Here is a 20,324-nt window from a genome sequence, read left to right on the forward strand (position 1 = left end):
ATTTCAGATATGGATAACATAAACTAAAGGGGATGTATCTCATGAAAGCAGCAGTCTGGTACGCCAAAAAAGATGTCCGGGTCGAAGAACGGGAAATACCGGTAGCTCAATCAGGCCAAGTGAAAATTAAAGTCGAGTACGCAGGAATCTGTGGCAGTGACTTGCATGCATACCATCACGGCGTAGGCATTCAGGAAGGGCAGAATCACCCGCTTTCAGGACAGCAAGCGCCGCTGACACTCGGTCATGAGTTTGCAGGAACCGTTAGTGAATTGGGAAGTGATGTAAGCGGTATCAGTGTGGGGGATCGTGTTGTTGTTGAACCGTTGTATCATTGCGGACAGTGTGAATACTGTATCCAGGGACGTTACAACCAATGTACCCAATTTGGATTTGTAGGATTGAACGGTGATGGTGGCTTTGCTGAATATGTTGTGGTTGAAGCGTATATGGTGCACAAATTGCCGGATAACGTATCCTTTGAAGAGGGCGCACTGGTTGAACCTACAGCGGTAGCTTTCCATGCGGTTCGCCACAGCAAATTAAAAGTGGGTCAGAAGGTTGCTGTGTATGGTGCAGGTCCAATTGGACTGCTGACGATCCTGTCAGCCAAAGCTGCTGGAGCTTCCGCGATCTATGCTGTCGATGTATTTGAAGAACGCCTGAATTTGGCGGCCAAGCTGGGTGCCATTCCGGTGAATAGTGCCAAAGTGAATGCCACTGAGGTGATTTTGCAGCAGTCTGGCGGAATCGATGTAGCATATGAAGCGGCTGGTGTGCAGCCAACGATGGATAGCGCCGTAGCCGTAATCAAAAAAGGCGGAGAAGTGGTTGTTATCGCAGCCATTCCGAATCCGCTTCAGGTGAATTTCTTCGACCTGCTGGTGAAGGAAGCGAACCTTACAGCAACACTGGCTTACCGTCACATCTTCCCTGAAGTCATCTCGTTGATTGCTGAGGGAGCACTGGATGTGAAACAGGTGATCACCAGAAAAATTAAGCTGAACGACATCGTTCAGGAAGGGTTTGAACTGCTGATGACCGACAAGAGCCATGCGAAAATTCTGGTGGAAATTGGCGGTTAATCGTGTGGAAAATGCAGTGAGTAACATGCGCTGCTCCATTCCGATGCTTTAGCTTGGAATAGAACTAAAAGGGATGCCCTCTGTCATGAACATGACGGATGGGTATCCCTTTTTTTGTGCTATTCGTGCTCATCACTATGTACAAGCGTTATGAATCATAACGATAGCAGATTGCTTTGCCTCCACCACTCTCGGAACTGAATTCCGGGTCTTCCACAAAACCGAAACGTTCGTATAGTCGGATCGCGTTAACCATCTGGCCGCCCGTATATAAATACACCGTATTTTTGCCCATCTCTTTGGCAGATTCAACACATTGTTGAAGCAGTTTTCTGGCAATACCGTGACCTCTCCACTTGGGATCAACCCCCAACAGCCGAATAAACGGATAATCAATAGGCAGCTCGAAGGTTGGATAGGCCTTATGCGCAGTTTCAAACAATTGGACTGTTCCAACAATCTGATTATCTATTTTGGCAATCCATAATTGCTTGATGTGAGGATTAGTCGGCGATTCTCGAATATCCTTCAAATAATGTTCCCATCGTTCCTGTGGTTGGAACGTGTCCCGGTACTCGGAGTAACTTTTAATGAGAATATCTACAATTTCTTCATAGTCTGCTTCTGTAGCGGGATGGATCGTTACTGCCGTTGTCATCTCAAGTTCTCCTTCTGATCTTGGTTTAATAAGGGATATAGTTGAACTGAATTGTATCACACCTGATGGTACGAAATTCATTCAAATTTTCTATATATGACTCATGAAATTCTATGAGTTGGTTCACCCGTATAAGCACATTCAATATGTTTGCCTGGGACAAAGTTCATTATAAGCGGTTAAGCTGTGTGGAATACAGATTATTGCGATATTCGGTTGGTGTATTGCCTTCGTATTGCTTGAACATGCGCAGGAAAAGTTTGTAATCCGAAAACCCGCATTGTCCCGCAATTTCTTTTACACTGGCGTTTGTATTAAGCAGCATCTGTTTGGCCCGGCGAATCCGTTCTGTGAGAATATAGGTTTTGAGGCCAATGCCTTTCTCGCGTTTTACCATTTTGGAGATATAGTCCTTGTTGAAATTAAAAGTCTCAGCAATCTTACCTACCGTAATGTCGGTATGCAGATGAATATCCACCCACTTGCAGATATGGTCAACAATCGCATTGTGCGGTCGATAACCCGCCTGTGTGTTGCGTTCCAGTTCTTTGAGCAGCAGCAGCAATGCCGCATCTGCTTCTTCCGATGAAAATGATGAACTATGCAGCAGCTGCTTGAACAGCTGATTAGCCGTAGACGGAACCTGAATGGTTGCATGAGTGGGATACTGGTCGAACTCTTCCTGATTCGAATCATAATGTACCCAATAAAAGCTGACGGGAGCATCGCTGACCTGATAGCCGTAATGGGTGCGTCCAGCCCGCAGGAACAGCAGATCATTTGCACGAACAACGAACTGTTCTTCCTCCTCCGCAATGTACATCTCGCCTTCCAGCATCAAAATGACCTCGTGAACAGGCATGCTGCGCTTCATGTGGCTCCAATTGCCTTCGGTTATGAACTTGCCGCACAGGTAATGTTCCAATGGTTTTTGCATAGGACGGATTTCTCCACCTTTTCTTGGATTATGAGTCTGATGTAGTTGTATTTTATTTGATAATATGAGGATATTCAAGGCCTGTTATGACTAAAAATCGGAAGGAAGGCATGAATCACAACACGGATTTTACCCTTTGTACATCCATATAAGTAATTCTAAATATTCACTACCTACCGAGGAGGACGAGCATGATGATTGAAACGAAAAAAGGGTTTTTGGGACCTGAGCATGTCAATCTGTTAAACGGCGTTTTTCAAACGTCACAAGAGGTAGGAGAAAAGTATTTGTTATCACTGGACATTGACCGTTTCTTAGCACCGTGTTTTGAGGCTCATGGGTTAGCTGCGAAAAAGGAACGATACGCAGGGTGGGAGGCACGCTCGATTAGCGGGCATTCCCTGGGACACTATCTGTCTGCACTGGCTGTGACCTATCAGGCGACAGGTAATGAAACGTTAAAGCAAACATTGGATTATGCCGTCAGCGAGCTTGCATCCATTCAACAGACAACAGGCAGCGGGTATATCGGCGGCTTGTCCAAAGAAGCTTTCCAAATGGCTTTTCGAGCAGAAAATATTGGTGGCTTCAACATCGGCGAGTACTGGGTGCCTTGGTACAGCGTACACAAAATCTACCGCGGTCTGATTGATGCTTATAAATTAACGGGGAATCAGCAGGCACTTGAGGTGGTAACACGTTTTGCAGACTGGGCGGTAGAAGGCTTGTTGCCAATGACAGAAGAACAGGTACAGACGATGCTTCAAAGTGAGCACGGGGGCATGAATGAAGTATTTGCGCATTTGTATGGGATTACGGGCAAAGCCTTATATCTTGAGATAGCTAACAAGTTCACCCATCAATTGATCCTTAGACCGCTCGAACACAAGCAGGACGATCTTCAGGGCAAACATGCCAATACGCAGATTCCGAAAGTCATCGGTGCAGCCGAAATTTACAATCAGGACCATACCCATGAGAGTTATCGGACAGCGGCGGAGTTTTTCTGGGACACCACGGTTCATCATCGTTCTTACGTGTTTGGTGCGACGAGTATTTCCGAGCATTATGAAGCCAAAGGTATGGAGAGTCTGGGCATCAAAACCGGAGAGAGCTGCTGTACCCACAACATGTTGCATTTGACGAAACAGCTCTATACCTGGAACCACGATAGTGCCTATATGGATTATTATGAAAACGCTATCTACAATCATATCCTGGGCACACAGGACCCGGACACAGGCAACAAAACGTACTTTGCGTCAACACTGCAAGGTCACTACAAAATCTACGGTACGCACGATACCGCCTGGTGGTGCTGCACAGGATCTGGCATGGAGAACCCGGGTAAATACGCCGAGGCAATCTATTTTGAGGATGAACAAAATCTGTACGTCAACCTGTATATCGCTTCCCAGCTGGACTGGAAATCCCAAGGGCTATCATTGAAGCTTGAAACCGACTTTCCTTATTCGGAAAAAGTAACCCTTACGATCACCGGAGGCAGCGCCTCGGCCAATCTTAGATTACGCGTGCCTTCATGGCTGCAGGAGCCAATGACGGCAACAGTTAACGGGGATACGGCCCATCCGTATACCCGGATGGAAGCCGGATACCTCGACATCGAGCGCACATGGAGCGCTGGCGATGTCATCACCATCACCCTGCCGATGTCGCTCCACCAATACACGTCCCGGGATGATGCACACAAGGTGGCATTCCTGTACGGCCCCATTGTACTGGCAGGCGCTTTGGGAAGCGAAGGGCTGCCCGAGGATACCATCGTGGACGAAACGGCACTGAATCCCAAAACCGCACCTGTACCTGTGATTTGGACAGAGCAGGAGGATGTGCGCGATTGGATCAAGGTTGTAGACGCAAGTACGTTGACGTTTGAGATCAGCAAGGATGTCACCTCGGACGGCCACCCGGTGAAGCTGATTCCGTTCTATGATGTGCATCATGAGTTCTATACGGTTTATTGGCCGTTTAACGATGAAGGGGATGCGCTGGAGAAGGAATTGAACGATATCACGATCGACAGGGTGCAGCCTGACGGTCAGCAGGATGAGATCGGGCATCATCTGGACAGCAACTGCCGTGCAGAACATCATAACGGTTCATATACGGACAGCCGCAACAAGCTGCATATGTGGCGGGAAGCTTTTGGTGTCAGCGGGGCATACTTTAGCTACCAGCTGGCGGTGGATGGTTCTGCACCGAACTATGTATGCGTGGCATACTGGGGCGGGGATCATTCTCCTTTTGAACGGGAAGGAACACGGCATGAGAGAATATTTAGTATCGCTGTTGATGGCCATGTGGTCGGTGAACAGCGGATTCATATGAACAAGATCGGTGAGGTATTCTATGTTACCTATGATATCCCTGAGACGGTTACGTCAGGCAAAGACAGCGTTCGGGTTGCATTCCAGGCGTTGGACGACAACGGATGCGCCGGGAAAGTTGTGGAGGTACGCACAACGCGCAGCAAACCAGAATCTATTTTTTCGTAAAAGCGGTATTGTATGAAAATGGGCAAACACAATGTTATAATAAAAGCAAAATGAGGATTAGGTAAAAGAGGAGGTTGGAAGTGTGGCCAAACCGGATAATAAAGGCACCTATAGTTTTCAGGATTGGTTAACTTGGGAGGGTTCATGGGAGTTAATTAACGGCAAAGCGTTCAATATGTCTCCAGCTCCTACCTCAGTACACCAGTTTATTGTGGGTGAGCTGCACTTCTCCTTGCGTACTTTTTTTCAGAATCGGAAATGTTTTGTATTTGTTGCTCCCTTTGACGTGTATTTCAGTGAAAATGAACAGTATGACGTACCTGACCATGTTGTCCAACCTGATTTATCGGTGGTTTGTTCCAAAGACCAAATATCCAAAAACGGCTGTCACGGTGCGCCGTCTCTAATCATAGAAGTGCTGTCTCCTTCAACTGCGCTGAAGGATTTTAACGAAAAGTTTAATCTGTATCAGAAATATGGTGTGAATGAATACTGGATCGTTGACCCTGGCAATATGACCGTTCATGTGTACACATTGGAAGAAGGCAGTTACCAGAACCGTCATCTGTACACGGAGCAAGAAACGATTCAATCGGTGTTATATCCGGAACTGGAAATTCCGCTTCGGAATTTATTCAAGCTAAGTTAAATTTAATAGATTTGCTTTAATCGGTTTAACATGAACGCAACTTCATCATCACTCCGGCGCTTGCGTCGGGGTGTTTTTTCTTTTTATGCAATAAGCCCTATATAAAAAATGACACGCACAGCAAATTTCCACGTATTACCTGATAACATTTCTTTTTCCGCCACTGACGGTTCAACACACCCGGCTCGTTTCCCGGAGGTTACAAAATCTTATCCACGTTGTCCCTCTAAAGATGAAATGGGATAAGCCCATGCCACGTATATTATGAATATCCATATTAATCCACCCGAATGCAGCAACATCATGTACAATGAAATAAAGTTCCAATGGGAAATATCGACATAAAAATCCAACACATAGCGCGAAAGGAGGTCTGATGATTTACATGATAAAGTACATAAAACTGCTGGGGCTAATCTTTGGCGTTGTGGTCATGGATGTTCTATTATTCTCGCCAGGATTCATCGGACTGGAGTTTGGCGGTGGTGCATTTACGACAGCGCTCTCGGTGACATTTCTGTTCGGCAGCGTGATGGCGATCTTCTATGGAAGCTACACCTTGTTGTTCAGACAGCCTGTAGTCCTGTCTGTGAAGAATATCGAAACCCATGAAGATTATATGGAAGCGTTATCCTTTTATCGACGTATTAAAGTGCTTGAGGAAGATATCACACTGGGATTATCCCAACTGAGCCGCATGAAGAAAAAGAAAGAAACCCTCCTGAACGTGCTGAATCAGCGTTTTGATCCGGAGGAACTGAGCTACAAGAAATTTGCTTCGGTCACCCTCGAAGTGGAGAAGTTGTTATATCTCAACATCCGAAGTGTGCTTAACCGACTCAATGTGTTCGATGAAGCGGAATATGCCAGCCTGATGAAGTCCAAATCCGCTACACTTCCCCAGAAGCTTTTTCAGGAAAAGACCAAAGTTTATAACGACTATCTCAGCTACGTGAAAAACTCGCTTCATAGCAATGAGGAAATTCTTTTGAAGCTTGACCAGCTCATGCTGGAAATCTCCCGTTTGGACAGCTTTGAAGCCGGAGATATCGAACAGATGCCTTGTATGCAGGAAATTGACCAATTAATCAAGCACACCAAATTATACAGACAGTGAGGGGTTGCCTTATGGCGAAGAAGGGAAAGTTTTTTTTCATATCGATTGTGATGCTGGTGCTCGTGTTTGGTCTGGTATATGCAGGGATTACGCTGACGTCGAACGTTGGTAAATCCAGTACACAGGTAACAACGGAGAATGCAGGCAAAGAGTTAGGCAAACTGTATGCGGACATTGCTCCGGCAACGGCTGAACCCGTGAAGGGACAGATTGATCTCGATCCGGTGGATGTGGCTGAGTCACTGCCGGATATCTCCAAATTTCCGATCACGGTCGAGAATACAACGAATGATTATGTAGAGATCTTTTCTTCCATCGAAAAGGCGGGAACCGGAGCAGATGGCTGGTTAACCGAGGTAACCGAAGAGTTCAACAAGGCTAACATTACCGTTGGTGGCAAACAGGTTTCGGTGAAATTGCGCAATATCGCATCCGGTACGGCAGCCGATTATATCAAGTCTGGCAAATATGTGCCTGATGCATTTACCCCTTCGAATGAGTTATGGGGCGAGATGGTGGCTGCGAGCGGTGTAAAGACAAATCTCGTATCCAAAAGACTGGTGGGGAACGTTCCCGGTATCGTGATCTCCAAAGCCAAATATGATGCACTGGTCGACACGTACGGCTCAGTTAATGTAAAAACCGTGACCGAAGCGATTGCGAACAATGAGCTCGCGATGGGGTACACGGATCCATTTGCCAGCTCCACGGGTCTGAACTTTCTCGTGACGGCACTAAACACATATGATAGCTCCAATCCGCTCGGTGAGAAAGCCATTGAGGGTTTTGAGAAGTTCCAGGCCAATGTGCCTTTTACGGCCTCCACAACCATTCAGATGCGTGAGGCAGCCAAGTCAGGACGACTGGATGCATTTGTACTGGAATACCAGACTTACGTAAACACCGCAGATCTGAAAAGCGGATACGTCTTTACACCTTTTGGCGTAAGACATGACAGCCCGCTGTATGCACTGGGGCAATTGCCGCAGAACAAGCAGGAGATCATTAAGAAGTACGCGGAATTCGTAACCCAAGCGAAGTATCAGCAGTCGGCTGAGGAATTTGGCTTCAACGGCTTGCAGGATTATAAGTCCGAATTGAACACAGTGGATGGTGGAACCTTGTTGTCCGCTCAGAAAGTATGGAAAGAGAAGAAGAACGGCAGTAAACCGATTGCAGCCGTATTTGTTACCGACGTATCCGGAAGTATGGACGGCGAACCGTTGAACCGACTCAAGGAGTCATTGCGCAAAGGCCAGAAGTTCCTGGGTACAGACAATAGTATCGGCCTTGTCTCCTACTCTAGTGGAGTAACCGTGAATCTGCCGATTGCCAAGTATGATACGAATCAGCAGTCCATGTTTGTTGGTACGGTGGATAGCCTGCAGGCGGGTGGCGGTACGGCAACCTTCGATGGCATCGTTGTGGCGATGAAGATGCTTGAAGATTATATGGCTGCCAATCCGAATGTGAAACCGCTGATCTTTGTCCTAAGTGATGGCGAGACCAATGAAGGTCATACCCTGAAAGATATCCGTGATCTGGTTGAGACGTACAAAGTACCGATCTACACGATTGGTTACAACGCGGACATTAAAGCTTTGGAGAGCATCTCCAGCATTAACGAAGCGGCGAGCATTAACGCGGATACCGACGATGTGGTGTACAAAATCGGTAACCTGTTCAATGTGCAGATGTAACATGGGCACTGCATTCAAAGTGACCTAGTGTAAGTTAAGTTCATTATTTTAATAATATAGTACGTAATTTAAGGGGGAACTTGGATGTCGTTTTCGATGGAGATACCTAGCCAGAAAGAAATTCAGAAGGTGATTGAGGAAGAAGTAAAACCTGTACCTGCCGAGGTGGCAGAGCTGCAGCAAGTCGCAAATGCCAACGTGGAGATGATCATGACACTCGATCTTGAATCGTTGGAGAAACGCAAGGAGATTCTGCAATCCATTGACGGCTTTGGCATGAACACGATGAGATCCTCTTCCGAGAAAAACGCGCTGCTTCAAGTCTCCGTTGGACATCTGTCCAAGACGGGAGACGAGGGCGGTCAGGTCGCCAAAGGCTTGACCGAGCTGCATATGCAGTTGAAGGATCTCGACCCGAGTGTGGTCGACTTTGCCAAAACCGGATTCCTCGGCAAACTGTTCAATCCGCTGCGGGCCTATTTTCTCAAATACCAGAAGGCGGACGCGGTCATTGCCGACATTGTGACCTCTCTGGATAAAGGCAGAGTGACCTTGAAGAACGACAACACCACACTGGAGATTGAACAGCAGAACTTGCGGGAACTTACCAAACGACTGCAAAAGGAAATTCAGCTTGGGATGCTGATGGATGAGTCGATTGATGCACAGATCGAAGCCGCCAAAGTCCGAAATGAGGACCCGGAGAAGGTTCGTTTTATCACGGAAGAGGTGCTGTTCCCGCTGCGTCAGCGGGTCATGGATTTGCAGCAAATGCTGGTGGTGAACCAGCAGGGCATCATGGCAATTGAAGTCGTCATCCGTAACAACAAAGAATTGATCCGCGGTGTGGATCGGGCCAAAAATGTAACGATCTCGGCATTGAAAATTGCCGTCACCGTTGCGAGTGCGCTCTATAATCAGAAGATTGTATTGCAGAAAATTGAACTGCTTAACCAGACGACCAACGACCTGATCGCAGGTACATCCAAAATGCTGAAGGATCAAGGCATTGCCATCCAGAAGCAGGCTTATGAGGCCAGCATTTCGGTTGATACGATGAAGCAGGCGTTCACGGATGTACTTTCTGCGCTTGACTCCATCAGTGTTTATAAGCAGGAGGCACTGCCGCGGATGCGAGAGACCATTAATCAGTTCCGCGAACTGGCGGATACCGGGGAGCAGCAGATTCAGCGGTTGGAGAAAGGGCAGAAGCTGGGACTGTAGTTTGAAAGGTAGTCAGAAGAGTAAAGGGAGTAAACAAGAATACAGGAAATTACATGCATGATCTCAAAAAAACGGTTGAACACAGGTAAACTCTGTTTCAACCGTTTTTTAATTTTATTTTGAAGAAATAGAGATATCTACAGATCACACATACCAAAGCTGTCCTTCTGCTCATTAGGTCAAATCCCGTTGGACATGGAGGACGTAGGGGATCAGCAGAAGTAGCAGGGCCAGTGAGGCGATTAGGGCAAGCAGCAGGCTCCCTTGGGTTAACAGTAGTGCTCCCAGAGCTGCACCGATCACAAATATAACCCAGGACAGGGCAAGTACTGCCCATTCAGATGCAGGAGCCTTACCCCGAATGGCTTTGGCCAGTGCCTGTCCTATTCCGAACAATGTACCTGTCACAAAGCCTTTGCCTACGTCCGCATGAGCAACCATCTGGTGCATGGTGTTTTGCATGCCCATGGCAACGGCAATGGGGAAAAGCACGCTCTGTGTATGGAGGAACAGCAACAGAACAATGGCACCGACAAATAGAAGGGACTCCATGCCCAAGATCGCCGTCAGGCGCCATTTTCCCGATAATTCCGTAATCATTGTACCGAGGAAGGCACCTACGATGAATAACAAAATGACCAGACCTATATTCGTTAATACAGCACCGTCTCCTTCAAATAGCGCGATGCCAAGTTTGGTGCTGTTACCGCTCATAAAAGAAAGATAGATTTTCCCCAGCTGCAGATAGCCGACCGCATCAATGAAACCGGAGATCAGCACAAGCACACATGACAGCAGTAGCCGAGAAAGACCCGGCTCCAGACGTTCTATGGTCTGTCCCACACGTTTACGGTCGCTGGTCGAATCGGAAGCAGAAGCAGAAGCCATGATGTCCAACTCCTTTTCCATGAGAACAAAATGGTTCCGTGATAGGTGACAGAAGGACCAATAATCCCAACCTATATTGAATAGGTTTCGGTGCAGTTGTACTATGACTTCAGCTTGTTCGAATCCGGTGCGATAAAAAGGGTATCATTGGGAAGCTGTCCGGCTTCTTCTTTGGACATTTTCAGATTCGTGGACAGCACATCATCGGGGTTGCCTGCGATCCATTCACTCAGATCAATAGCTTCATAGTGTCCGCTGTTGAATCCAATTAACACATGGCAGACCTCATCTCCCGTATTTTTGATATAGTGACCAGCACCCATCGGGGCATAGCCCACGTCTCCTGCTTCGAATTGCTCTGTCACCGCATGACCTTCCGCGAGAAATACCGTCATTTCGGCACGGCCCTTAATGTAGTACTGCCATTCGTCTGCATTGGGATGCCAGTGCATCTCCCGCAAAGCGCCTGGCTGCAGTTCAATCAATGATCCGGCCATCGTTGTGGAGATGGGAAAGTCCTCCACAGTAACCGTGCGCTGGGTTCCGCCCCCTGGTGCTCGTCTGGGTTGTTTAGCAAGCAGTGGATATCGGTGTATGGTCGTCAGCTCCGAATTGCGGCGATAGGTGCCGGAAGAGGAGCTATCATTCGGTACGGGCCCTTTGGCAAAATAAGCTTCTCCCTGATTCAGCTTCGCTGCCTGTTCCTCGGTGATACCCAGATTTTGTGCAACGATACGATCTGGAGTTTGTGTCAGGAAATCGGTAATGCTGAACGTATGATCTTCCGAGAAATCGCCATTATCAAAAATCAGAATAAAATGGCATTCATCCGGTCCCAATCCCTGAATGGAGTGTCCGTAACCACGTGGAAAATACCACACATCTCCCGGCTCGAATGTATCGGTGTACGCATGTCCATCCGGATGAATGACCGTGGTGCGACAGGATCCGCTAATTACATAGGCCCACTCAGCGGCATTGGCATGCCAATGTAATTCCCGCATGCCCCCTGGCTCCAAGCGCATGGATACGCCTGCAATGCCAATGGAAGCGGGAAAATCCCGAACAGAAGCGCCTCGGGTAATGCCGCCCGGGCCCGTACGGGGTTCTTTTTGTTCAAGCCGATATTTGAAAGATGTCATTATGATTCCTCCTCATATTATATGAAGTACACATGTAAATAGTTAAATATGGCGTTCACTACTTTTACCCATATTTTAAGAAACTATTCAATGGATTCCTGATTAATATGAGGCAAAAGGAAGACTTTCATTCAGGCTGTCTGTCTATCTATTCATCCAGTAATCAGGGTGACTTGAGATTAGACTGGACCACCATATTGCCGGGTTTGAAATTAATAATTTTAAATAACTCATCTGCCATATATGCAGGACTGTGCTTGAATTCCTGCCGAATCCATTCAATAACCATGCCAAAGATCGCATGGGACTGATAACTTGCCAGCAGCTCGCGATTGATGTGGGACGGAAATATTTCGTTGAGGTCCTGAAGAGCAAGGTCACGCAGAACATCACAGATCATTTGCTGAAAATTGGAGGAGGCCTCCGACTTCACAACCAGAGTGTAAAATTGTGCATGCTGATGCACATGTTCGAATATTTTGATTGCAGATGAGGGCATATGACTTACTTCAAATATTTCTTTATCCAGATAAGGTTTGCGATAGGAGAAGACCAGATCCTTGATCACGTCATCAATCATTTCATTGAACAGGTCTTCCTTGTATTGATAGTGTCTGTAAAAGGTGCCGCGATTCAGGTCTGCCAACTGAACGATGTCGGTAATGGATATTTCCTTAAAGGACTGCTTTTGCATCAATTGGATGAGGGCATCCTTTAGCGCTGCTTTGGATTTCTTGATTCTTCGATCCATGAAACTTGGAAGCTCGGTCATATACAGGTACTCCTCGTAAATGGGAATTTTAAGATAAAGTACATTCTGAAGCAGAAGTGTTGATTAACGTACAGTTGGGCAAGCTTTTACTGATTGAACAGAAATGCTATGACTTATTATACTAAGAATAAGAGTTAATGAACATTTGTTTGTTAACTTATTGTAAACGAATACATGGAGGATGATACCTTATGAGACTTCAAGATAAAGTGGCTGTAGTCACAGGTGCAGGTTCAGGTATGGGCAAAGCGATCGCAACACTGTACGCGCAGGAAGGCGCTAAGGTGGTTGTTTCGGATATTAACGAGGAATCGGCACAGACGGTCGTAAATGAGATCAAAGCCCAAGGTGGAGAAGCAGTTTTGATTCTGGCCAATGTGGCAAAAGAAGAAGATGTGCAGAACCTGATCGATACGACGGTCAGCACATATGGAACAGTAGACATTCTCGTGAACAACGCTGGGATCATGGATGGCATGGAGCCGGCTGCAGAGGTGCTGGATGATAAGTGGGAGCGACTTTTTGCCGTGAACACTACAAGTGTAATGCGTACAACGCGCAAAGTTCTCCCCATCTTCCTGGAGAAACAAAAGGGCGTCATCCTTAACGTTGCATCGGCAGGCGGATTGCATGGTGGTCGTGCTGGAGCGGCATATACGGCATCCAAGCATGCCGTGGTTGGATTCACCAAAAATACAGGATTTATGTACGCCGAGCAAGGCATTCGCTGCAACGCAATTGCTCCGGGAGGCGTAGCAACGAATATTGGTTCCTCCATGTCAGGTATAAGCCAATTCGGCGCGTCCAGACAACAACTGGGGATGGCCATTAATCCGCGCATAGGAACAAGTGAAGAGATCGCCAAGGTAGCTCTGTTCCTCGGCTCGGACGAGTCCAGCTTCGTGAACGGAACCGTGATCGAGGCTGATGCAGGCTGGAATTCCTACTGATCGAGATTTGTACAATAACTGAAAATTGGCAAAGGAGCTCATACCCGTGTATGAGCTTCTTTGCATGTTCACAACAGGTGAGAATATGACACTTCAGGGTAATTGGACAAACGTTTGCACAGGCATGTCTACGCATTCCCCGATAATGTAAAGAGGGACGAGTCCCGAACAATCAAGCGGTGCGGGATAATAACCGGATTTTGAGGCAGATGCTCACCATTCAGAATTTTTAATAATACCTGGACCGCCGTATAACCCAGCTGATACGTTCCGATATCAATGGAGCTAAGCGGCGGCGAAGCAAGTTCCGATAAGGCAATATTGTTAAAGCTCACGACACTTATATCTTCTGGAACATGATAACCGAGCTCAGCCAAAGCGCGGAGTACTCCGAAGGCAACATTGTCATCGATGACAACGAGGGCGGTTGGCCTGTCCGGCAGCGACATGAACAGGGACATCGCCCGGAAGCCGCTTTCCTGCAGGAATTCTCCTTCCACAATCCAATCGTTGTTAGCATCAAGACCCGCTTCTTGAAGCGCATTTTTGTATCCTTGCATGCGATCATGAGATAGCGTCAAATCTGGTGGTCCACTGACAAATCCGATTCGTTTATGCCCTTGGGCAATCAAATGTGTGGTTGCATCGAAAGCCGTCTGTACATTGTTATTGTCCACCATCGGTGCATCGGGATGCGTTTCGCTGCGGCCGATCAGCACAAATGGAAACTTTTCCGCCTCCAAAAACGAAATAATCGGATCTTCCCGTTTGGAGCCAAGCAGCAAAATGCCATCCACACGTCGCCCATGTACCAAGCGGGATATGGCATTCAATTCATCGGTGGAAGACGTTTCGGTGGAGAGAAGAAGTTCATAATTCATGCGGGTGGCATGTGTAATGATTCCCCGAAGCAATTCTCCAAAAAAGTAGTTCTGAAATAGCTCTTCAGCAGGTCGGGGCAGCATGATACCCAGGGTTTGAGTCGTTTTGGAAACAAGGCTTTTGGCCATCATATTTGGATGATAATTCAGTTCTTTCATGATTTGCTTCACTTTGAGTGACGTTTCCGAACTGATTCTGGGATGGTTGGAAATAACCCGTGAGACCGTAGAAGGGGATACACCCGCCAATTTGGCAATATCTTTGATTGTAATCATGTGAAAAATCCCTTCTGTACAAGCGTTTCAAACATGTCTCCTATGTTAATTCAAAGACTTTGATAAATCAATTGCTAACTGCATCATGTGAACTAAGAGGCAGCGAAATAAAGGAAGACGGCGGGAGAACAAGGAAATCGGAAATTACAGGTACATATGCCGCGAAAATGAAAGGAAATGACCAAAAACGACTTGTGCAAACGTTTGTACAAATAAAGTTTGGTGTTGTATGATGTTATTGTTATTATAGCGCTTACATGACTTGGATCAACATACTTCTAAGAAAATTCATCCCGATTACATACATATTGGACCATTCTGTTGTTCATTTGAGCAAACGTTTGTACTATATTCAAGCAGATGATACACAGAACTTCAGAATGCAGGGACAATACACAGAAAAACGGGAGAAAGCGCGAGTACAGCATCGATCATGACTACGAAAAGGGGGAATTTCAATGAGAAAATGGCAGCAAGCAGCACTTGCAGGATTCATGGCACTCACACTTACCGCATGTTCAAGTGGAGGTGGAGGAGCTGCGCCAACCACAACAGACAGCGGTGAGACTGGAGAAGCAACAGTGACCGCGGAAAGTATTCAGCCAGAAGAGGGCGCGAGCCTTGTCATATGGGAGGATAAAAATCAGCGAAGTTTTATTGAGGAGCGGGCGAAGAAATTTGAAGAGGAGTACGGCGTTCCTGTAAAAATCGAAGAATTGCCGCCTACTGATCAGGTCACCAAGCTGACAACGGACGGACCCGCAGGATTGGCTGCGGATGTAGTCGTTTTCCCACATGACAAGATTGGCAGCGCTTCAGAAGCCGGACTGATCTTGCCGAACGATATTTTTGAGCAAAGGACCTCGGAAACCACCAGTGACAATGCCCTTAAAGCGGTCACATTCAAAGATATCTTATACGGCTATCCCTACAGCGTGGAAACCTATGCGATGTTCTACAACAAAAAGCTTTATCCGGAAGCACCGAAATCATTTGAGGACATTATCAGCTTTGCCAAAACCTTCAATGACACTAAAAACAACAAGTACACTCTGATGTGGGAGCTCCAGCAGTTCTATTACAACTTTGCGTATCTGGCTTCCCAGGGCGGATATATCTTTGGCGATGAAGGCATGAACAGCGAGGATATCGGCCTTAACAATGAGGGCGCCATCAAGGGCGGTGAATTCCTGCAAACGCTGAAATCAGAAATACTGCCTGTGAAGATGGGCGATGTGAACTTTGACATCAAGAAAGGGCTGTTTTCAAGCGGAAAACTGGCCATGGACATTAACGGGCCGTGGGCCATTACCGACTATCGCGATGCCGGTATTGATTTTGGAGTTGCCCCGCTTCCTTCGATTGAGGGCAATCCGATGACTTCCTTCTCTGGAGTCAAGGCGTATTACGTCAATGCATTTACAACGTATCCGAATGCTGCCAAGCTGTTTGCAGCATATCTCTCCAGCGCGGAATCCCAGATGGTCAACTTTGAGATGAACGGAACGCTCCCGGCCAATAAAGAGGTGGCGGCAGATCCGAAGGTTCAGGGGGATGAAATTACGAAGGCATTTCTTGAGCAATTCAACAACTCCACGCCAATGCCTTCGCTTCCTGCCATGGACAGCGTCTGGGGTCCCATCGGCGCGGCAATTAGCGACATATGGGATGGTGGCAAGGATGTGAAAACCTCTCTGGATAACGCAGTCAAACAAATCAAGGAGAGCCTTGCAACAGTCCAATAATAAAGGAAAGAGCAGGTGCAGAGGAAGCCAACATGTCCTCTGCATTCTGCTATAACTGATCGGTAACTTCGCTTGCCGGGAAGGAGTAGGAAAGAATGAAACAGCAGCATGTTCCAGTCACTGTCAAGCCGAATAGAGAAAGACAGCATCGCATGACAGCGGCTGTGTTGTCCATTGTCCTGCAAGGACTTGGACAGTTGTATAACCGTCAATGGATCAAGGGTATCTGTTTTCTGATTCTGGAGGGAGTGGGACTTGCCTATCTGATTCCCCGTTTGAATCAGGCCGTATGGGGAGTGTGGACACTTGGCGAGCAAACGCAGCGTTTTGTCAAAGTGAATGGATCAACGGTGCTGCAGCAGGGGGACCACTCCATCTTTTTGCTGCTCAACGGAATCATTGTGCTTTTGGTATTTTTCGTTTTTCTTCTTCTGTATATCTTCAATATCCGGGATGCGTACCTCACGGGAAAATTAAGAGAGGAAGGAAAGCAGGCCTCCAGAGCCTCTGCTTCCCTGAGATATCTGCTCGATAAACAATTCCCGTATCTTTTCTTGTCCATTCCTGCACTCGGCATCCTGTTTTTCACGATTATGCCGATTTTATTTACGATTACGTTGGCCTTCACCAACTACTCGGCACCGGATCATATTCCGCCCGCCAAGCTGGTGGATTGGGTGGGCTTCAAGACGTTCACGGATCTGATTCAGCTTAAATCATGGAGCCACACCTTCTTTGGTGTACTAACGTGGACGGTCATTTGGGCCATTCTGGCAACAGTCACCACCTATTTCGGAGGCGTGTTGGTTGCGCTTCTCATCGAACAGAAGGGCATTCGTTTCAAAAAGGTGTGGCGGACGATATTCATTCTTCCTTATGCCATTCCGCAGATTATCTCACTGCTTCTGATGCGTAATTTGTTCAATGGGCAATTTGGCCCCATTAATACGTATATGAAGGCTTTTGGCCTTGAAGGGTTACCGTGGTTAACTGATCCGTTCTGGGCGAAAGTTACCGTCGTCCTTGTCAACATGTGGATTGGAATTCCGGTCAGCATGGTGCTTATACTGGGCGTGTTGACGGCCATTCCACGGGATTTGTATGAAGCGGCAGAAGTGGACGGTGCGTCCAGCTTTCAGAAATTCCGCATCATTACGCTTCCCTTTATCATGTTCGCCACAACACCGGTGCTCATTATGCAATTTGCCGGGAATTTCAATAATTTCAATGTCATCTTCCTGCTGACGAACGGTAATCCGCTGCGTGGCGATTATCAATATGCGGGATCAACCGATCTTCTCGTGACCTGGTTGTACAAACTGACGTTGGATAACAACAAGTTCAATATGGCTTCGGCGGTTGGCATCATTATCTTCCTGATTATTGCGTCGTTCTCCATCTGGAATTTCCGTCGTTCCAAATCGTTCAAGGAGGAGGACATGATTCAATGAAAAAGCGCAACAATCCCATGCGTCTGACGATCAGTTATGTGCTGCTCGTCATCATTGCCATCGTATCGGTGTATCCGGTCTTGTGGATATTTCTCTCGTCGCTGCGTCCAGGGGCGGCGCTGTACAGTGAACGTCTGTGGCCTGAAGCGTTCACGCTGGCGCATTACGGGGAACTGTTTACCAACCCGTCATTTATGTATGGCACGTGGTATCTGAACACGTTGAAGATCGCCTTTTTCACCATGATTTTCTCAACGCTTATGGTCACTTTGGGCATGTATGCCTTATCGCGTTTCCGTTTCCGCGGGCGTAAGACCATTCTATCCACGATGCTAATTCTGGGGATGTTCCCCAGCTTCATGAGCATGATTGCCATTTATATTATTTTGCTTCAGATCAAATTGCTGGACACCCATGCCGCGTTGATTTTGGTCTATTCGTCCGGGGCTGTGCTGGGTGGATTTATTGTCAAAGGGTTCTTTGATACCATTCCGCGCAGTCTGGATGAAGCCGCACGAATTGATGGCGCCAGTCATCTGCGCGTGTTCACCAGTATCATTTTGCCATTGTCCCGGCCGATGCTGACCTATGTAGCCCTAACCAGCTTCACGGGTGCGTGGATGGACTTTATTTTTGCCCGGCTGGTGCTTCGGACAAAAGAGAACTGGACACTTGCGGTTGGCATGTGGGATCTGGTTAACCGCTATCAGGACAGCAATTTTACGATGTTTGCTGCCGGGGCCGTACTGATCGCCATTCCGATTACGTTGTTGTTTGTATTCCTGCAGCGTTTCCTTGTGCAGGGGCTGACCTCTGGCGCCTCCAAAGGATAAAGGGAACCCTAACTGCATAGATAGCCTGTAGAACATACCCAGGCCACCAATCAGGCGCTTCTGAGAGGTTCCATTCATCGCTGGAACTGCTTCGGAAGCGCCTGCCTGCTGTTTGAGATTCGAATGACAAGAGGAGGAAATAACCGATGGGAACGATACAGTCCCCGGAACCGGAATTAGGACCAAATGGAGCTAGTACTGCTGCGGAGAGTGTGAAAATGGCCAACAGGGCGCTTTGGCGAAATGTGGCTTATCGCAGAATATTGTGCGGCTACGGCATCTCCGTATTTGGTGATTGCTTCAACGGCATTGCTATCAGTCTGTGGGTATTGCAGACCACGGGAAGTGCGAAGAACATGGCAGCTGTACAGGTGTGTAATATGGTCGTCAGTTTTCTGTTCGGATCATTTGCAGGTACGTTTGCCGACAGGCTGGATCGCAGAAAACTGATGTTGTCGTCGGATTTGTTTCGCGGGGCCATGGCGTTTATCATCGCAGTGAGTCTGTTTGTGCTGCATGCTCCTTTTCCAATCGTACTGCTCATGCTTTCCCTTTCAATGTTTTCGAGCCTGTTTCAGGCGCCTGCATTTCATGCTTCGGTAACCAGTCTGGTGGGGAGGGAGCATCTGCAGCAAGCTACAGGAACCATCCATCTGGTCGATAATATTGCCCGGATCAGCGGACTGGCCGCAGCGGGGATTGCGGTTTCTGCATTTGGAGGGTTTACGGCTATTATGATTACGGGTGTGACCTTTTTATTGTCTGCGATATGTGTGATGTTGGCCGGACGTTTCCCGGATGTACAACGCTCTTCCATGCATAGAGGATCGTTCGTCAAGGAGTGGGGCGGTTCATTTTCTTACATCTTTGCACATCCCCTGATTCGCTCCATCGTTATCCTTAATCCGCTGCTGATTCTCTTCTTTATGTCAGCCATCATGCTTGTTCAGGTTATGGCCGTGAAGGTATGGCAGGCGAATCCCGTTCAGTTCGGACTGATCGAGACGTGTATTCCACTAGGGTACATGCTGGGTTCCGGGATTCTGATTGCCTCAGGCAACCGGCTGAAACGAAGAGGGAGATGGGTGTTTATCGGATTACTGGTCCTTGGGCCACTGTACATGCTGTTAGCCAATGTATCTTCTTCGCTGCTGGCCTTGCCGCTGATCATTGCCGGGGGAGCGATGTTTGCATGCTGTACGATGTTAACCCAGATTATGATGCGTGCCGAGGTTCCTGATGAGCTGCAGGGAAGAATCTACGGCGTGCTCGGAACCATTATAAGTACAGCCCCGATCCTGGGATTAACGGTCGTTTCGGTTTTGGCCGATCAGTGGGGAGTCCAAATCGTGCTGGAGAGTCTGGGTGCGTTGCTTCTGGTAGTAGGGGTGATTGCATCATTAGGATTAAAATCCATTCGGACCTATCCATAATCGTAGCCATTGATAGCCATTGATGGAGAGGCAGAGACAGGAACAGGAAGGAGCATATTCAAAGAAC

At 47.5% G+C, this 20,324-nt stretch carries 17 protein-coding genes; 11 read left to right on the forward strand and 6 right to left on the reverse strand.

Annotated features, from left to right (window positions below):
- Positions 1 to 41 precede the first annotated feature (41 nt).
- A complete protein-coding gene (locus tag MHB49_RS05370; protein WP_405155324.1) occupies positions 42 to 1,085 on the forward strand; it encodes a 2,3-butanediol dehydrogenase in 1,044 nt (347 codons plus the stop codon).
- A gap of 148 nt (positions 1,086 to 1,233) precedes the next feature.
- On the opposite strand, the gene MHB49_RS05375 is transcribed toward MHB49_RS05370, so the two are convergent.
- Both MHB49_RS05375 and MHB49_RS05380 read right to left on the reverse strand, forming a co-directional pair.
- A complete protein-coding gene (locus tag MHB49_RS05375; protein ID WP_405155325.1) occupies positions 1,234 to 1,743 on the reverse strand; it encodes a GNAT family N-acetyltransferase in 510 nt (169 codons plus the stop codon).
- Between the two features lie 169 nt (positions 1,744 to 1,912).
- Entirely contained in the window at positions 1,913 to 2,680 is a 768-nt protein-coding gene (locus MHB49_RS05380) for an AraC family transcriptional regulator (RefSeq protein WP_247900898.1), read from the reverse strand.
- 191 nt (positions 2,681 to 2,871) lie between these two features.
- On the opposite strand from MHB49_RS05380, the gene MHB49_RS05385 reads away from it, so the two are divergent.
- The 5 genes from MHB49_RS05385 to MHB49_RS05405 all read left to right on the forward strand — a co-directional run bounded on the left by MHB49_RS05385 (position 2,872) and on the right by MHB49_RS05405 (position 9,886).
- Positions 2,872 to 5,196 (forward strand): beta-L-arabinofuranosidase domain-containing protein, encoded by a 2,325-nt coding sequence (locus tag MHB49_RS05385; protein WP_405155326.1) that lies wholly within the window; start codon positions 2,872 to 2,874, stop codon positions 5,194 to 5,196.
- A gap of 82 nt (positions 5,197 to 5,278) precedes the next feature.
- Positions 5,279 to 5,845 (forward strand): Uma2 family endonuclease, encoded by a 567-nt coding sequence (locus tag MHB49_RS05390; RefSeq protein WP_405155327.1) that lies wholly within the window; start codon positions 5,279 to 5,281, stop codon positions 5,843 to 5,845.
- 385 nt (positions 5,846 to 6,230) lie between these two features.
- Entirely contained in the window at positions 6,231 to 6,962 is a 732-nt protein-coding gene (locus tag MHB49_RS05395) for a hypothetical protein (RefSeq protein WP_405155328.1), read from the forward strand.
- Between the two features lie 11 nt (positions 6,963 to 6,973).
- The gene (locus tag MHB49_RS05400) at positions 6,974 to 8,662 is read left to right on the forward strand and encodes a VWA domain-containing protein (protein WP_405155329.1); all 1,689 of its coding nucleotides are present in this window, start codon (positions 6,974 to 6,976) and stop codon (positions 8,660 to 8,662) included.
- A gap of 84 nt (positions 8,663 to 8,746) precedes the next feature.
- Positions 8,747 to 9,886 carry a toxic anion resistance protein gene (locus tag MHB49_RS05405; protein WP_405155330.1) on the forward strand — a complete coding sequence of 380 codons (1,140 nt, stop codon included), beginning with the start codon at positions 8,747 to 8,749 and terminating at the stop codon, positions 9,884 to 9,886.
- Between the two features lie 174 nt (positions 9,887 to 10,060).
- Here MHB49_RS05405 and MHB49_RS05410 read toward each other — a convergent pair whose 3' ends face one another.
- The 3 genes from MHB49_RS05410 to MHB49_RS05420 form a co-directional block, all read right to left on the reverse strand.
- Positions 10,061 to 10,795 (reverse strand): YoaK family protein, encoded by a 735-nt coding sequence (locus MHB49_RS05410; RefSeq protein ID WP_405155331.1) that lies wholly within the window; start codon positions 10,793 to 10,795, stop codon positions 10,061 to 10,063.
- 80 nt (positions 10,796 to 10,875) lie between these two features.
- Positions 10,876 to 11,916: a cupin domain-containing protein gene (locus tag MHB49_RS05415; protein ID WP_405155332.1), complete on the reverse strand. Its 1,041-nt coding sequence runs from the start codon at positions 11,914 to 11,916 to the stop codon at positions 10,876 to 10,878.
- A 163-nt stretch (positions 11,917 to 12,079) separates the two neighbouring features.
- On the reverse strand, positions 12,080 to 12,688 hold the full coding sequence (locus MHB49_RS05420; RefSeq protein ID WP_405155333.1) for a TetR/AcrR family transcriptional regulator: 609 nt from the start codon (positions 12,686 to 12,688) through the stop codon (positions 12,080 to 12,082).
- A gap of 191 nt (positions 12,689 to 12,879) precedes the next feature.
- On the opposite strand from MHB49_RS05420, the gene MHB49_RS05425 reads away from it, so the two are divergent.
- Positions 12,880 to 13,638, forward strand: a complete 759-nt coding sequence (locus MHB49_RS05425; protein ID WP_405155334.1) for an SDR family oxidoreductase — start codon at positions 12,880 to 12,882, stop codon at positions 13,636 to 13,638.
- A gap of 128 nt (positions 13,639 to 13,766) precedes the next feature.
- Here the strand turns inward: MHB49_RS05425 and MHB49_RS05430 are convergent, their stop codons facing one another.
- Positions 13,767 to 14,795: a LacI family DNA-binding transcriptional regulator gene (locus MHB49_RS05430; protein ID WP_405155335.1), complete on the reverse strand. Its 1,029-nt coding sequence runs from the start codon at positions 14,793 to 14,795 to the stop codon at positions 13,767 to 13,769.
- A gap of 458 nt (positions 14,796 to 15,253) precedes the next feature.
- On the opposite strand from MHB49_RS05430, the gene MHB49_RS05435 reads away from it, so the two are divergent.
- The 4 genes from MHB49_RS05435 (at position 15,254) to MHB49_RS05450 (ending at position 20,257) form a co-directional block, all read left to right on the forward strand.
- The gene (locus MHB49_RS05435; protein WP_405155336.1) at positions 15,254 to 16,540 is read left to right on the forward strand and encodes an extracellular solute-binding protein; all 1,287 of its coding nucleotides are present in this window, start codon (positions 15,254 to 15,256) and stop codon (positions 16,538 to 16,540) included.
- Positions 16,541 to 16,635: 95 nt separating this feature from the next.
- Entirely contained in the window at positions 16,636 to 17,991 is a 1,356-nt protein-coding gene (locus MHB49_RS05440; RefSeq protein ID WP_405155337.1) for a carbohydrate ABC transporter permease, read from the forward strand.
- Positions 17,988 to 18,824: a sugar ABC transporter permease gene (locus tag MHB49_RS05445; RefSeq protein WP_405155338.1), complete on the forward strand. Its 837-nt coding sequence runs from the start codon at positions 17,988 to 17,990 to the stop codon at positions 18,822 to 18,824. The genes MHB49_RS05440 and MHB49_RS05445 overlap by 4 nt, the downstream gene beginning before the upstream one ends.
- A gap of 146 nt (positions 18,825 to 18,970) precedes the next feature.
- A complete protein-coding gene (locus MHB49_RS05450) occupies positions 18,971 to 20,257 on the forward strand; it encodes an MFS transporter (protein ID WP_405155339.1) in 1,287 nt (428 codons plus the stop codon).
- The last annotated feature ends 67 nt before the right edge of the window (positions 20,258 to 20,324 follow it).

It is taken from the genome of Paenibacillus sp. FSL K6-0108 (genome assembly GCF_045040695.1).
GTDB classification, from domain to species: Bacteria; Bacillota; Bacilli; order Paenibacillales; family Paenibacillaceae; genus Paenibacillus; species Paenibacillus pabuli_B.